The sequence below is a fragment of the Cohnella yongneupensis genome (assembly GCF_042655785.1).
GTDB classification, from domain to species: domain Bacteria; phylum Bacillota; class Bacilli; order Paenibacillales; family Paenibacillaceae; genus Cohnella; species Cohnella yongneupensis.
Genome location: NZ_JBHSNC010000056.1, coordinates 35,137 through 49,968, shown reverse-complemented (window position 1 = coordinate 49,968; position 14,832 = coordinate 35,137). Strand labels below are relative to the sequence as shown.

Annotated in this window: 16 protein-coding genes and 1 riboswitch; all 16 genes read right to left on the bottom strand. The window is 55.4% G+C overall.

The annotated features are described in order from the left end of the window. Window positions 1–8: 8 nt before the first annotated feature. Complete coding sequence (gene scpB, locus ACFPQ4_RS19955) at window positions 9–626, bottom strand: SMC-Scp complex subunit ScpB (RefSeq protein WP_378113662.1); 618 nt, start codon at window positions 624–626, stop codon at window positions 9–11. After that, a complete protein-coding gene (locus tag ACFPQ4_RS19950; protein WP_378113661.1) occupies window positions 595–1,392 on the bottom strand; it encodes a segregation and condensation protein A in 798 nt (265 codons plus the stop codon). Before ACFPQ4_RS19950 ends, scpB begins: the two co-directional genes overlap by 32 nt. 65 nt (window positions 1,393–1,457) lie before the next feature. Next, window positions 1,458–1,928: a 6,7-dimethyl-8-ribityllumazine synthase gene (gene ribH / locus ACFPQ4_RS19945; protein WP_378113660.1), complete on the bottom strand. Its 471-nt coding sequence runs from the start codon at window positions 1,926–1,928 to the stop codon at window positions 1,458–1,460. Window positions 1,929–2,000: 72 nt separating this feature from the next. After that, a complete protein-coding gene (locus tag ACFPQ4_RS19940) occupies window positions 2,001–3,239 on the bottom strand; it encodes a bifunctional 3,4-dihydroxy-2-butanone-4-phosphate synthase/GTP cyclohydrolase II (protein ID WP_378113659.1) in 1,239 nt (412 codons plus the stop codon). A 14-nt stretch (window positions 3,240–3,253) separates the two neighbouring features. Further along, entirely contained in the window at window positions 3,254–3,946 is a 693-nt protein-coding gene (locus ACFPQ4_RS19935) for a riboflavin synthase (protein ID WP_378113658.1), read from the bottom strand. Next, window positions 3,947–5,101 (bottom strand): bifunctional diaminohydroxyphosphoribosylaminopyrimidine deaminase/5-amino-6-(5-phosphoribosylamino)uracil reductase RibD, encoded by a 1,155-nt coding sequence (gene ribD, locus ACFPQ4_RS19930; protein ID WP_378113657.1) that lies wholly within the window; start codon window positions 5,099–5,101, stop codon window positions 3,947–3,949. A 295-nt stretch (window positions 5,102–5,396) separates the two neighbouring features. Then, window positions 5,397–5,598, bottom strand: a riboswitch (FMN riboswitch). A 66-nt stretch (window positions 5,599–5,664) separates the two neighbouring features. Continuing rightward, window positions 5,665–6,225, bottom strand: a complete 561-nt coding sequence (locus ACFPQ4_RS19925) for a hypothetical protein (RefSeq protein ID WP_378113656.1) — start codon at window positions 6,223–6,225, stop codon at window positions 5,665–5,667. Window positions 6,226–6,953: 728 nt separating this feature from the next. Beyond that, window positions 6,954–7,388 carry a peptidylprolyl isomerase gene (locus ACFPQ4_RS19920; RefSeq protein ID WP_378113655.1) on the bottom strand — a complete coding sequence of 145 codons (435 nt, stop codon included), beginning with the start codon at window positions 7,386–7,388 and terminating at the stop codon, window positions 6,954–6,956. Between the two features lie 33 nt (window positions 7,389–7,421). Further along, window positions 7,422–8,753 carry a diaminopimelate decarboxylase gene (gene lysA, locus ACFPQ4_RS19915; protein WP_378113654.1) on the bottom strand — a complete coding sequence of 444 codons (1,332 nt, stop codon included), beginning with the start codon at window positions 8,751–8,753 and terminating at the stop codon, window positions 7,422–7,424. Window positions 8,754–8,893: 140 nt separating this feature from the next. Further along, window positions 8,894–10,543 (bottom strand): spore germination protein, encoded by a 1,650-nt coding sequence (locus tag ACFPQ4_RS19910; protein WP_378113653.1) that lies wholly within the window; start codon window positions 10,541–10,543, stop codon window positions 8,894–8,896. Window positions 10,544–10,574: 31 nt separating this feature from the next. Next, window positions 10,575–11,000 (bottom strand): stage V sporulation protein AB, encoded by a 426-nt coding sequence (locus tag ACFPQ4_RS19905; RefSeq protein ID WP_378113652.1) that lies wholly within the window; start codon window positions 10,998–11,000, stop codon window positions 10,575–10,577. Further along, entirely contained in the window at window positions 10,993–11,646 is a 654-nt protein-coding gene (locus ACFPQ4_RS19900) for a stage V sporulation protein AA (protein ID WP_378113651.1), read from the bottom strand. The genes ACFPQ4_RS19905 and ACFPQ4_RS19900 overlap by 8 nt, the downstream gene beginning before the upstream one ends. Window positions 11,647–11,902: 256 nt before the next feature. Beyond that, a complete protein-coding gene (sigF, locus tag ACFPQ4_RS19895; RefSeq protein ID WP_378113650.1) occupies window positions 11,903–12,661 on the bottom strand; it encodes an RNA polymerase sporulation sigma factor SigF in 759 nt (252 codons plus the stop codon). 25 nt (window positions 12,662–12,686) lie between these two features. Beyond that, a complete protein-coding gene (gene spoIIAB, locus ACFPQ4_RS19890) occupies window positions 12,687–13,133 on the bottom strand; it encodes an anti-sigma F factor (RefSeq protein WP_378113649.1) in 447 nt (148 codons plus the stop codon). Next, window positions 13,130–13,483: an anti-sigma F factor antagonist gene (gene spoIIAA / locus ACFPQ4_RS19885; protein WP_378113648.1), complete on the bottom strand. Its 354-nt coding sequence runs from the start codon at window positions 13,481–13,483 to the stop codon at window positions 13,130–13,132. Before spoIIAA ends, spoIIAB begins: the two co-directional genes overlap by 4 nt. Before the next feature lie 140 nt (window positions 13,484–13,623). Continuing rightward, window positions 13,624–14,823: a D-alanyl-D-alanine carboxypeptidase family protein gene (locus ACFPQ4_RS19880; RefSeq protein WP_378113647.1), complete on the bottom strand. Its 1,200-nt coding sequence runs from the start codon at window positions 14,821–14,823 to the stop codon at window positions 13,624–13,626. Between the last annotated feature and the right edge of the window lie 9 nt (window positions 14,824–14,832).

Genomic DNA, 14,832 nt, shown 5'->3' with positions numbered 1-14,832 from the left:
ACTCGATTTCAGCTCGTTTCCAATTCCCGCTCCATGTCTTCCATCGACAGCTGGCGTCCTTCGACCCGCTCGAACAGCAGCTTCGTGCGCTCCTCGAGCTCGTCGTCTCCGTCGAGCGTCGACGGCTCCGGCAACGCCTTAATGCCCGACAACCCGAAATAATCGAGAAACGCCTTCGTCGTTCCGTATAAAATCGGACGTCCGACCGCGTCGGCCCGCCCTTTCTCTTCGATCAAATCTTTGGCGACGAGCGTATGAATCGCGCGATCGGCCTTGACGCCGCGGATCTCCTCGATCTCTACGCGCGTGATCGGCTGCCGGTAAGCGATAATCGACAACGTCTCCAGCGACGCCTGCGACAGCGCCGAACGCGACGGAGAGAAGGCAAGCTTCTCGAAGTACGGCGCGTGCTCCGGCACGGTCGTCAGCCTATAACCGCCAGCGACTTCCGCGACGCGAAGGCCTCGGCCCTTCTTCGTATAATCCTTTTGCAAATCGCGCAGCACATTCAGCACGACGTCCGCATCCACCTCGACCACTTCGGCGATCGTCTTGGCGCTGATGCCTTCTTCCCCGGTGACGAAGAGTATGCCCTCAAGTACCGATTTCAACGTCGAATAATCCATGGTCATCCTCGCTCCCCGTCCAAGACAATACGATATCGTCGAACAACGCGTTTTGGTGGCACGAAACCCATCTGCGTTTCATGAGCTCAAGAATCGCAAGAAAAGTCACGACGATCGCGTCACGGTCGAACTCGTCTCCGACCAGCTTGGAGAACAAAATCTTTCCGTCACCCTCGCGAGCGCGCTGCTTCAGCGTATCGACGATATCGCGGATCCGGTCTTTGACCGATACTTCGTCCTTGCGGATCGCGGATACCCGATGCCGGCCTTCCATTCGGCGCATCGCCTTCCGAAACGCGCGTACCAAGTCGTCCACGTGCAAACCTTCTACGGGATTGACCGGCACGACTTTCAAGAACGGGGTCAAGTCCGTCGATTCCCGCGTAAACACCTGGCTGCGATCCCATTCCTTCTCGCGAAGCTGAACGGCGACCGACTTGTATTTGCGATATTCGATCAGCTTGCGAATGAGCTCTTCCCGCGGGTCGAGACCTTCGTCGTCCTCGTCGATATACCACGGTTCTTCCGTTACCGGCGGCTTCGGCAGCAGTTGGCGGCTCTTAATCGAGAGCAGCGTCGCCGCCATGACGAGAAATTCGCTCGTTATGTCGAGCTCCAGCTCTTGCATCGCGCCCAAATAAGCCATGTATTGATCCGTAATATCGTTGATCGAAATATCATGAATGTCGATCTCCGCTTTATCGATGAGATGCAGCAATAAGTCCAGCGGCCCCTCGAACGTTTCCAGCTTGTATAACACGGCCACGTCGATCGTTCACCCTTCCCTCTTGCTCGCGCCGGCCCGAGTCGGAACCGGCTGCGCCGCGAAGATTAGCCTTGGATCGCGCGCGTCAAGTTCGCCATTTCGATCGCCGTGGACGCCGCTTCCCAGCCTTTGTTGCCCGCTTTCGTGCCCGCGCGCTCGACCGCTTGCTCGATGCTGTCCGTCGTAAGTACGCCGAAAATCGTAGGCACGCCGGTTTTCAGCGAGATCGCGGATACGCCTTTGGCAACCTCGTTGCATACGAAGTCGAAGTGCGGCGTGGAGCCGCGGATGACCGCGCCGAGCGTAATGACCGCGTCGTATTTGCCGCTCTCCGCCATCTTCTGCGCGATGAGCGGGATTTCGAACGCGCCCGGTACCCAAGCGACTTCGATCTCGTTCTCTTCTACGCCATGGCGCTTAAGCGCGTCCAATGCGCCTCCGAGCAGCTTGGACGTAATAAACTCGTTGAAACGTCCGACGACGATTCCGTATTTTAACCCTTTGGAAATTAAGTGACCTTCGTATACAACTGACATAGCGAACATCCTTTCGCGGTTCGATGACCGTATCTTGTTAGTATTGTGTATCGGCTTTCGCGGAGCGATCGATTAACTTTGCGTCTCCGCATCGTCCTTGAACGACAGCATGTGGCCCAGCTTCGCTTTCTTCGTGTGAAGGTAGCCCGTGTTGTCTTCGTTCTCTTTCATTTGCAGCGGCACGCGTTCTACGACGTTTAATCCGTAGCCCTCGAGCCCTTTGATCTTGCGCGGATTGTTCGTAAGCAGACGGATTTGGCGCACGCCGATATCTTTCAATATTTGCGCGCCGATGCCGTAATCCCGCAAATCGGCGGCGAATCCAAGCTTAAGGTTCGCGTCTACCGTATCCAAACCCTGCTCCTGCAGGTGATAGGCTTTCAATTTATTGATGAGACCGATGCCGCGGCCCTCCTGGCGCATGTAGAGCAGTACGCCGTTGCCCGCTTCCTCGATCTGCCTTAAAGCTGCCTCTAGCTGAGGTCCGCAATCGCAGCGGTGGGAATGGAAGACGTCGCCCGTCAGACATTCCGAATGCACGCGAACGAGGATAGGCTCTGAACCGTCGATCGTCCCTTTTACGAACGCCACGTGCTCTTTCGCATCGACCTCGTTCGTATAAGCGATCGCCTGGAACGTTCCGAAGTCGGTCGGCATGCGGACTTCGACTTCGCGCTTGACGAGCTTCTCCTTCTCATTGCGATACCGGATCAAATCTTTGATCGTGATCAGCTTGAGATCGTGCTGCTCGGCGAATTGGATCAGATCCGGCAACCGCGCCATCGTGCCGTCTTCTTTGATGACTTCGCAGATGACGGCGGACGGCGCGGAGCCGCACATTCTTGCCAAATCGACCGCGGCTTCAGTGTGTCCGGCCCTGCGGAGCACGCCGCCCTTCTTCGCGATGAGCGGGAAAATATGACCCGGACGGCGGAAGTCGTGAGGCTTCGCGTTCGGATCGATCAACGCGTGGACCGTAGCCGCGCGCTCGTGCGCCGAGATACCGGTCGTCGTCGAAATATGGTCGACGGACACCGTGAACGCAGTGCCATGATAATCCGTATTGTGACTGACCATCGGCGGCAGGTCAAGCGCTTCGGCGCGTTCTTGCGTAATCGGAACGCAGACGAGTCCGCGTCCTTCGGTAATCATGAAATTGATCACTTCGGGCGTCGCTTTCTCTGCCAACGCGATCAGATCGCCTTCGTTCTCCCGATCCTCGTCGTCGACCACGATGATCGCCTTGCCTCTTATTAGATCGTATATCGCTTCTTCTATCGCATTGAATGGCTTTTGTTGTTCTGTGGCCATAGTTGTCGCCTCCTTTAGATGAATCCGTTGTCCCGCAATACCGCTTCCGTTAACCCGCCAGACTTTCCATTGCCTTGGCCCGAGCCGAAACCTGAGTCGGAGCGTTCTTCTTTCGCGTGCAGCAAATGATCGACGTACTTGCCGAGAATATCGCATTCGATATTGATCGTATCTCCGGCGTGCTTATGTTGCAGGACCGTCTCCCGCAACGTGTGCGGAATGATGGATACGGTGAACGTTCCCGCGTCCCTGTCAACGGAAACGACCGTAAGACTAATGCCGTCCAACGTGACCGAGCCTTGCGGAATGACATGGCGCAACGCGTTGCGCCTATGCGGCTCGATCGTGAAGACGACCGCGTTCGCTTCCGTCCGGCGGTCTCGGATGACGCCCGTCCCGTCTACGTGTCCTTGAACGATATGTCCGCCGAACCGCGCGCCTGCCATCATGGCGCGTTCTAGATTGAGCGGGCTTCCCGGTTGCAACGAGTGAAGGTTCGTATGGCGGTACGTCTCGGGCATAACGTCTACCGAGAACGCGCGCCCGTCGAACGAAACTACGGTTAAGCATACTCCGTTTACGGCGATGCTATCGCCGAGTTTTACGTCTTCAAGCACCGTTCTTGCGTTAATCGTTAAAATCATCGCTTCGCCGCGGCGTTCCGCCGAACGGAGCGAGCCTATCTCTTCTATAAGTCCTGTAAACATCTAGCTGCCTCCTTGTGACGATGACGATTCGTCGGCCAAACCGGCGTCTATGTCCGAATTCGTCCAAGCCGGATACCCGGTTACGCACCAATCGACGCCGTACGTCTCCAGCTTGACGCCATGCAACCGATAAGCCGCCGACATCGCTTCGGGACCGCGGAATGCGAACGCGGACGGCGAACCTTCGCCGCCGACGATGAGCGGCGCATAGAACAGCATCAGCTTGTCGACAAGCTCGGCCTGCAGCATAGCGCCGTTCAGCACGCCGCCGCCTTCGAGCAAAATCGAACTGATGCCCCGCTCGCCTAGCTTGCGCATCGCTTCGGGCAGGTCGACGCGGGAGCCCGAGCCGCAACGAACGATTTCTGCGCCTGCCGACGTTAGTCGTTCCGCCACTGCCGCGTCCGCCGATTCCGTCGTCAGAACGATCGTCGGCGCCGCGTTATTCATCACGCGGGCGGTTCCGGGCAATCTCAACCGCGAGTCGACTACGATTCGTACCGGATGCAAGCCCGGCACGCTTAACCTTGTCGTCAATTCGGGGTCGTCGGCAAGTACCGTTTCGACGCCTACCATAATCGCCGCATGACGATGCCGAAGTGTATGAACGGCTTCTCTCGCGTCCGGACCCGTAATCCACTTGCTATGACCGGTATGCGTAGCGATCCGTCCATCGAGCGTTAACGCTGTTTTGAGCGTTACGAACGGCCGGCGTTTCACGATGTGATGGTTAAAAGCTTCGTTCATCGCTTTTGCTTGCGCGCCCAACAATCCGACTTCAACCGTTATGCCGCGCTCGCGAAGCTTCTCGATTCCTCGTCCCGCTACCAACGGATTAGGGTCGGTCGTCGCGACGACGACGCGGGACACCTTCTCCTTGATCAACCGGTCGCAGCAAGGCGGAGTAGCCCCATGATGGCTGCAAGGCTCCAGCGTTACGTAAGCAGTCGCGCCCTCCGCTTGCTCGCCGGCCATATTAAGCGCGTGCACTTCGGCGTGGGCTTCCCCGCGTTTCAAATGCGCGCCCATCCCAACGATTCTTCCGTCCTTGACGACGACGCATCCGACGACCGGGTTAACGCCCGTCTGGCCGGTCGCTCCTTCGGCAAGCTGAAGCGCGAGCCGCATATAGTATTCGTCATTCAGTACGTCCATTGATATCCTCCTCCACGGCAGCGCCCTATAGCGCTACACAAAAAAACCCGCGGGACTTTTCCCCGGGGGTTGTAGAGGCACAGCGATAGAAAGACCCTGATAGCAGTGCCCATAGGCGCGTACGAATAGGAACCGAATAATGATCGGCACCGCTTAGACGACTAATAGTCGGCAAAGAAGATGACAAACAAAACTGGCATACGCAGGCATGTGAAAAAAGGTACAATCAATAGCGATGATTGCCAAGTTTCCTGCGTTTCTCGTGACGTAACTAGGGCACGGCATGGCCGCGCTGCGCTTCCTTCTCCCATCCAGACTGTAACTGTCGGTCCCGGATTCGCACCAGGTCCACCGCATCGCCACTCTGCCGGTTACACCGGTAAGAGCGATGACGGGTCACGGACTGACGGCAGCCGCGCGGAATATCAGGACGATACACGCTTCGCAAGATGCCGATCACCGCCGGTGGGGAATTACGCCCCGCCCCGAAGGTAAGCAACTAATTGAGAGAAAGTGTACCATCCTGCCTGGCAAATTGCAATATATCGTCTTTGTAACGCTGCTTACATCGCCAGATTTGTCGCGGATGGTTGCGTCTGCAGAAGCCAAGGATAGCGTTCCTTGTTGTCTACGACGTCGCTGACGTGAAGGATGGCCGGCACGACGGGCGCTCCCTTGTAGTACGGCCGTTCATTGCTCACGACGTCCATCCGGATATTGAACACGATGCGCAGCGCCCTGTAAAATACCGGATCAAGCAGCGACACGTATTGCCTGCAGCCCCATTGCTCCGCGAACAGCATTAACGCCGTCATCATTTTGTCGATATGCTTGCCCCTCTGGTCGCGTCTAATCGCCACTTTATCCACTTCTACGACGGTATCGGGTGACATTCGTATCGATTCTGCTGCGTAAAACGGCGCGATTTGATCCAGTTCTCCTACCCTAGGCGTATACTTCTTGAATTCAACCGTGCCGATAGGTGCGTGTCCGTCCATGATCAGGTATCTTTCGATGACATTCGCGGAATAGGGATCGACTTCGAAACCTTTCTCCGTCCAAGTCTCCATCCAGATACTGTCAAATGTAGTGAGCTCTTTTAAGTTCGTCACCCTCTTGTACATTTCTTCCCTCCTTTCACCGTTAGTAACATTCGATAACAATGATACAAAATGTATCAGAAGTTGTGAACCGTTTGTCGCTAGATCAGGCCTTTGGGAGGAGAACGAAGTTGCTGAAAAAGGAGAAAACTGTCTTTATGTCATAAAACGGAGGAGGATATGACGATTGCGGGGGCGCGTAACGTATGTAAACAGGGAAGTCGGGTATCTCGGCATGTGGCGATGTGTGGTTGTGCGGCGGATTAAAGGTTCCTGGCACCGTTAGAGTGGATATTTGGCGCGAATTAACGCTCCAACGGTGCCACACACCGCTAAATCGAACATACGGCACGGGATTCGCGCTCCAACGGTGCCACACACTGCTAAATCGAACATACGGCGCGAATTCACGCTCCAACGGTGCCACACACCGCTAAATCGAACATACGGCGTCGGATTCATGCTCCAACGGTGCCACACACCGTTAAATCGGACTTTCGGCGCGGATTCGCGCTCCAACGGTGCCACACACCGCTAAATCGAACATACGGCGCGGATTCACGCTCCAACGGTGCCACACACCGCTAAATCGAATATACGACGCCGGATTCACGCTCCAACGGTGCCACACACCGTTAAATCGGACTTTCGGCGGGAATTCGAGCTTCTAGCGGTGTCGTAAACCGCAAAACAAAAAACTCTTCCCCCAGCAGCGCCGATGGGAAGAGTTTTGCGACCAAGCGAGCGCGAAGTTAGACGACGTCGCGTACTTGAATCGATTGGATTTTGTCTTGTCCTTTAAGCGCGTCCACATGCTCCATGCCCGATTTCACTTGGCCGAACACGGTGTGCACGCCGTCCAGGTGAGGCTGCGGTTTGTAGCAAATGTAGAACTGGCTGCCGCCAGTATTCGGACCGCGATGAGCCATCGCAAGGCTGCCGCGTTCGTGCTTGTTCTTGTTATGCTCGCAAGCGATCGTGTATCCTGGTCCGCCAGTTCCGTTACCTTGCGGGCATCCGCCTTGGGCTACGAAACCCGGAATGACGCGGTGGAACGAACCGTTGTTATAAAAACCTTCACTCGCCAGCTTCTCGAAGTTGGCTACCGTATTCGGAGCGTCCTGATCGAACATCTCGACTACGACTTCTTTGCCGTCCGGCAACGTAATGACTGCTTCTTTGGCCACTTCAAACACTCCTTCAATTCCGCCGGAAGACGCTTATTTGGATACCGCTTGCTTGCGCAGGCGCTCCGGAATAAGGTCGTTGCCGACGATGTCTTTGTACGATTCGCGCGCGACGACCAGATCCGCTTTGCCGTCTTTTACGAAGACGACCGCAGGGCGACGAATCCGGTTGTAATTGCTCGCCATCGCATAATTGTACGCACCCGTGCAGAAAACCGCAAGTAGGTCGCCGGATTGCACGGCAGGAAGGTTCAAGTCCCAAATCAGCATATCGCCGCTCTCGCAGCATTTGCCGGCTACGGACACGACTTCTTCGGTTGCGTCGTTAGCGCGGTTAGCGAGAATAGCTTCGTATTTGGACTCGTAGAGCGCCGGACGAGGGTTGTCGGTCATGCCGCCGTCGACCGCGATATATTTACGCACGCCAGGAATTTCTTTGCTAGTTCCGACCGTATAGAGCGTCGTGCCCGCATCGCCTACGATGCTGCGGCCCGGCTCGATCCAAATTTCAGGCAGCGGGAAGTCCGCGCCTTTGCAAGTCGTCAGAACGGCGTCCGCGATCGCTTGGACGTACGTCGCGACCGGCAACGGAGTATCTCCTTCTACGTAACGGATGCCGAAGCCTCCGCCCAAGTTAAGGACGGTAAACGTATAGTTCAGCTTGTCGCGGATTTCGACCGCGAACGCCGATACTTTCTCGAACGCCATGCGGAAGCCTTCGACTTCGAAAATTTGCGAGCCGATATGCGAGTGAACGCCGAGAAGCTTCAGGTTCGGTTGCGCGATTGCCGCTTCAACCGCTTTGAATGCCGTGCCGTTGCTAAGGTCGAAGCCGAATTTCGAGTCCTGTTGGCCGGTGGAAATATAGTCGTGCGTATGCGCTTCGACTCCCGGCGTAATGCGGAGCAACACGTTAACCGTCTTGCCTTTGTCCGCAGCGAGGGCGTTAAGCAGTTGCAGCTCGATGAAGTTATCGACGACGAAGCAACCGATGTTAACGTCGAGCGCCATATTGATTTCTTCAGGCGTCTTGTTGTTGCCGTGGAAGTGAATGCGCTCGGCCGGGAAGCCCGCTTGCAGCGCCGTATATAGCTCGCCGTCGGATACGACGTCGAGGCTCATGCCTTCTTCTTCCGCTACTCGGCACATGGCCATGACGCAGAACGCTTTGGAAGCGTAAGCGACTTGATGGCGAAGACCGGTCGCGCGGAATGCGGTCATAAATTCGCGTGCCCGCTGGCGCACGAGTTCTTCGTCAACGATATATAACGGCGTGCCGAATTGCTTGGCCAAATCCGTAACGTCGCAGCCTCCGATTTCTAGATGACCTTTGCTATTGATTTTGCTCGTCCCATGCAAAAACATATGTGATTCCCCTTTGGCTAATTGTCCGGAATGGGCAACGGTTCTCAACCTGTCCGGCGCTTGCATTAATTAACATGAGTATAGCTGAAAATCTCGCACGGGGAAATGGAGATTTTGCTACATCATTTGTATTTATGCATTCACGAAGGCTGTTTGCGGCTGTCGAGCGTCCTGTAAATAGACAATCTCTTCTTGTTGGAAGAGAGCGGAAGGCGCAAGATGACCGACATTAACGCCCGCCCGTTGAAAGGGAGCAAAGGCCACAAATACGGCGCGTTGAACGATCTTTCGACCGCGAGGAAGACGAACACGAACGTCGTGCCGAGAACGAACCCGTTGCTCCCCATGAAAAAAACGCATAACAGCAGTCCGATTCGAACGATCCGATTGGCGAGACTAAGCTCGTAACTCGGCGTGGCGAACATTCCGATCGCCGATACCGACATGTACAGGATGACCTCGTTAATGAATAGCCCCGTTTTCACCGCGATGTCCCCTATCAAGATCGCCGAGAGCAACGTCATGGCCGTTACTAGCGGCGCGGGAGTATGGACTGCCGCCAGCCGCAGCAGATCGACCCCGATTTCCGCGATCAGGAATTGCAGAATAAGCGGAATTTCCCCCGTCTTGTCCGCGCCGACGAACGATAACCATTCTGGACGCATTGCGGTGTTTTGACTGATTAAATACCACAACGGCATCAGGAATAAAGAAGCCGTTATGCCGATAAATCGAATCCAGCGCAAGTAAGTTCCCATGAAAGGGTTTTGGCGATTTTCTTCCGCATGCTGTATAAGATCGAAATACGTCGTAGGCAGCAAAATCGCGCTCGGGGAAGTGTCGACGATGACCGTAACGCTACCGTTCAGCAGCTGCGCCGCGACGACATCGGGTCTTTCCGTATAACGAACGAGCGGAAAAGGGCTCCATGAAGCGTTGACCGTCATTTCCTCCAGTTCCTTGTCCGCCAGTGGTAGCCCATCGATGTCGATCGCCTTGATCTTGTCGCGTATCGATTCGATGAGCTCCGGATTCGCGATGTCCTGAATATAGCCGATGCAGACGTCCGTCTGCGTGCGGCGTCCGACTTTCAGCATCTCGAAACGGGCTTTCGGATCGCGCAGCCGTCTACGGATCAAGGCGACGTTGACGAGCAACGTCTCCGTAAACCCGTCTTGGCTGCCGCGAACGACTTTTTCCAGCGAAGGCTGCTCGGGGTTTCTTCCCGGATACTGCTTGGCATCGATCAGAAGCACTTCGCTTTGTCCATCGACGTAAAACGCCGTGTTGCCCGCGAGCACTTGATCGATCATCTGCTGGAACGAGGCGCAGACGGTCACTTGAATCGCGGGCATGTAATGCTCCAAGAAGGAATGCAGCGCGTCTTTGCTCATGCTGCCCGGCTCAAGGTACGTCAGACGCTTCAAAATTTCCGTCAAAGCCGTATCTTTGGCGAACACGCTCAGGAAGAGGAGCGCGATCGATCGTTCGCCGACGACCATCTCTCGCACTTGCACTTCGAAGCTCTTTTCGAAGCCTATCGCTTCTTTAAGCCGGTGTTTAAAAGCTTCCAGATCATCAGGGATAATATCTTGTTTGTTTTTGGGTTCATTTGGGTTTTGCGAAGCGGACTGCTTATTGTTCGAATCCGGTTTCGCACCGATGCGCGACTTGCCGGCGCCCTCCGTCCGTTTGCTTTCGTGATCGCTCTGTTGCTCCCGATCGGGTTCGGGCGTGCCGAGCATTCCCGCGTGCGATAAGTCCATGCTGTCGTGTTCCGTCGTTTCCATTGTTTCACTCCTTATTCGGCGCGATGTTGCGTTAAGGGCGTATCCATAACCAGTCGACTAACGAACCCGTCATTTTACCGAGTACAAGTGCAAGCAGCAAAGAGAACAAGTACGGCTTCAGGCGCAAGCGCTTGGCCAGTATCGGCAGCACGTTAAGCACCTCCGTAAGCGCCGCCGCGAACATGCCGACGAATAATCCTTGGAACACCGCCGGTACCAACAGCACCTCGTCCGGCAGCCGCACGCCCCAATCGAACAGATCGGCCGAACTCCAATAGAGAGCGCCGAACAAAATACCAGACTCGAACCAAGCCGATCTGCGATAAGCTCGCGTAAGCTGAACAAGCCTCGGAATGAGATCGAGCACGATAAGCAGCGCGACGAACGCGCTGCCTACGGTGAATCCGCCGGCAAGTCCGATCAGGACTAGCAGTAGCCCGTGGAATGCCTCAATCACGGCGATCTCCCGCCATCTTTTCGTGCAATTCGTGCTTTTTGCGGTATTCTTCCGTTATGACGTAATGATTGACGTTCTCCTGGTACATGAACATTTCCACTTCTAGCGGATTCGGTTCGTCGTTCAATCGCCGGCGGAGGAGACGGTTGAAAAACAGCAGCATGCCGAGTCCGACGCCTAGCGAATAGGGCACCTGGAACAGCCAAGGATGTAAAATGTTGTTGCCGGTTATAAGCTCCGTAATGCGGCGCTGGACGGCTGGCATGTTGACGTCGGCGTGAAAGTTCATCATCGCCATTCCGGACCCGAAGAAAAGCAGAATCCATGCGAGCACCAGCAGCCATCTTTTCGGCTTCACTTCTCCGGAGGCCGTTATTTCAAGCAACACGTGGGGCTCGCCGAACGTCTCGATCGTTATGCCGGGTTCCGCTTCCCGAATCGCCTTGACGACTTGCAGCATATCGATGAGCAGCAGATTACCGTCGGCTTCCGTAATGCGATGGAGCGGCAGCCGCAACAGCTTGCGTTCCAGCTTTGGATCCACGACGAGCCGGGCGACGTCGCCGAGCAAGACGTTCGAGCCCGGCTTTACGACCGCCCGCCTGCGCATGCGGACGTACGCGACTACAGGTTCCAGCCGTTCCATCGGCTCCCTCCTTTTTCGCGTAGTATGCCCAAATCCTCGTTTTCGATAAAAAATAGCCTCTCCAAATGTACGGAAGGCCAATAAAACCGCAGGTAAATCTTCTTCCGGCCGCTGTTCCATCCAACCAATCTTGAATCGATCACGAAAGGTTGATTGTCGGATGAAAAGGTGGACGTAAACTCCTCCAGAAGATTTCCTGCTATCTTTATTGGCCGTACATTTGGAAAGGCATATCTCAAAAAACGATTTGGGCACGCTACTGGGCGATTTGATTTTTGATGGATTGGAGAATTTTCTTCTCCAGCCGGCTAACCTGAACTTGGGAGATGCCGAGGCGGCCTGCGACCTCGGATTGCGTCTGGTCGCGGAAATAGCGTAGATAGACGATAAGCCGCTCACGGTCGCTTAAAGCTTGGATCGCTTCCGTCAGCGCGAGCTTATCGAACCACTTTTCTTGCGATTCGTCTGCGATTTGATCCATTAGCGTAATCGGATCGCCGTCGTTCTCGAACACCGTCTCGTGAATCGACGCGGGCGGTTTGTTTGCCTCCTGCGCGAAGACGATTTCTTCCGACGTAACGCCTAACTCCTCCGCGACTTCGCTGATCGTAGGCGCCCGTCCGAGCCGTTTGGACAGCTCGTCCTTCGCTTTGCGGACGCGGTTCGCCATCTCCTTCAGGGAGCGGCTAACTTTAAGCGTGCCGTCGTCGCGAAGAAACCGCTGGATTTCGCCGATGATCATCGGCACCGCATATGTGGAAAATTTGACCTCGTACGTCAGATCGAATTTATCGACGGACTTGAGCAGCCCGATGCATCCGATTTGAAAAAGGTCGTCGCTATCGTACCCGCGGTTCGCGAACCGTTGGACGACCGACCATACCAACCTAATGTTGCTGTTCACGAGCGTGTCCCGCGCGGTTACATCTCCGGATTGACTAAGCGCGATTAATCGCTTGACTTCACTGTCATCCAAATACGCCGGCGGAGACGATCGCTTCCACTCCAGTTCCATGCCTCCAACCCCTGCCGCACGGTTTTTAATTGAACAACGCTTTTTTGGATTCGATCCGTTTTTTCATCCGAAGTTTCGTGCCTCCGCCTTTACTGGTCTCGACTTCGAACGCGTCCATGAAATTTTCCATAATCGTAAAGCCCATTCCCGAACGCTCCAGCTCGGGACGCGACGTGAACAGCGGTTGGCGAGCCAGCTCCAAATCCTCGATGCCGTTTCCTACATCCGAGATCGACAAGCTGAGCGTGTCTCCGTCTATCTCGGCCTCTACTGTCACAAGCCCATCGGAGCTCCCGTTGTAGCCATGAATAATCGCGTTCGTCACCGCTTCGGAGACGACGGTCTTGATCTCGTCCAGCTGCTCCAGCGTCGGATCGAGTTGCGTAACGAATGCCGCGACCGAAACTCTGGCGAACGATTCATTCTCTGAACGACTTGAAAAGGCGAGCTTCATAAAGTTGTGTCCGCTCATGAGACGACCTCCAGACTGGCGACGGCCGACCGTTCGGTCTCGTATACCGACAAAATTTTGAACAGTCCGGAAAGCTCGAACAACCGTCTCACGTTAGACTGAATGTCGCACACGACCATTTTGCCGCCGCGGCTTTTAACCAGCTTGTAACGGCCGAGAATAACGCCCAGCCCCGAGCTGTCCATGAATTGCAAATCCTTCAAGCTAAGCACGACGTGATCGCAGCGCCCGCGAAGAATAGCATCCTCCATCTTGAACCTGACGACGTCCGCGGTATGATGATCCAATTCCCCTCTAAGCCGAACGATCAAAACGTTGCGGTGCTGCTCCAGCTCGACCTGTAAGCTCATGCGCTTTTCCCCTTTCGCTGCATTAGCTGCATGGTCACCAATTCTACGGCGGGCGCTCCCATTCCTGCCCCCCGACAAAACTAGAAGCAACGTGCGATAGCACGACAAATTACGGCAAGGATGCGGCTTGTCGCGCGCCGTTAATCACCCAGGAACAGCTTGCCCGTCGCCCGTTTGAACAGCTTCCACCAGCCAGCCCGGGTGACGGCGACCGGCGACTCTATCGGAAACTCCTTGATAATCTCGCTGTTGCGATAGACGACCAGCTTGCCGATCGGATCTCCCGCTTGAACCGGCGCCCGGACTTGGTCGAGCACGAGCTCGTGATGAATGCCTTTGCCCGCGTCTCCTTTGCGCAATAGGATGCTGTACGGATGTTTCGCCACTAACGGCACTTTCTTGATGGCGCCTTTCTCGATGGTAAGCTCGCCGATGGCGTCTCCCTTCTTGTAAAGCGGCACGTTCGTGTACTGCGCGAAGGCGTAGTCGAACAGATGGGACACTTCCGCGTTGCGGGATTTCGTATTCGGCTCGCCCATGACGACGGCGATCAGCCTTAAGTTGTCTCTACGCGCCGTAGCCGACAAGCAAAATTTCGCTTCGTTCGTGTAGCCGGTCTTAAGTCCGTCCGCGCCATGATAAAACCGGACGAGCTTGTTCGTGTTAACGAGCCAAAACGGCTTCTCGCTATTTTTGCGCAAGTGGTCTTGATAGAGCCCGGTATATTTCGTGATGCCGTCGTACTTCAGCAGCTCCCGGGACATGATCGCGATATCGTGCGCGGACGATAAGTGGCCGGCGGCCGGCAGCCCGTTGCAATTTTCGAACTTCGTGTTTTTCATGCCTAGTTGCTGTGCCTTTTCGTTCATCATCGCCACGAATTGCGGTTCGCTGCCGCCGATCTTCTCCGCGAGCGCGACGGAAGCGTCATTGCCCGATGCGAGCGCGACGCCCTTGAGCATATCCTCGACCGTCATCTCTTCGCCCGGCTCCAAAAAAATCTGGGAGCCGCCCATCGATGCTGCGTGCTCGCTCGTCTGTACTTTGTCCGTCAGCTTCAGCCGACCTTCGTCGATCGCTTCCATCACGAGCAGCATCGTCATGATTTTCGTAATGCTGGCGGGCGGCAGTTGAATGTTGCTGTTCTTCTGGTAAATAACCGTACCGCTATCGGCATCCATGAGAATCGCGGATTTGGCGCTAGCGGCCAGATCGGCGACCGGTTTCGCCCCCTGCCCTTTCCCTTCCTCGGCCCCTGCAACGGTCGGCAATAGTAACAGTGCGACTAGCGCGATGACGAAACCTCTGTAACCTCTTAAGCGGAATCGACTTGCGTTCAAAGATGGCTC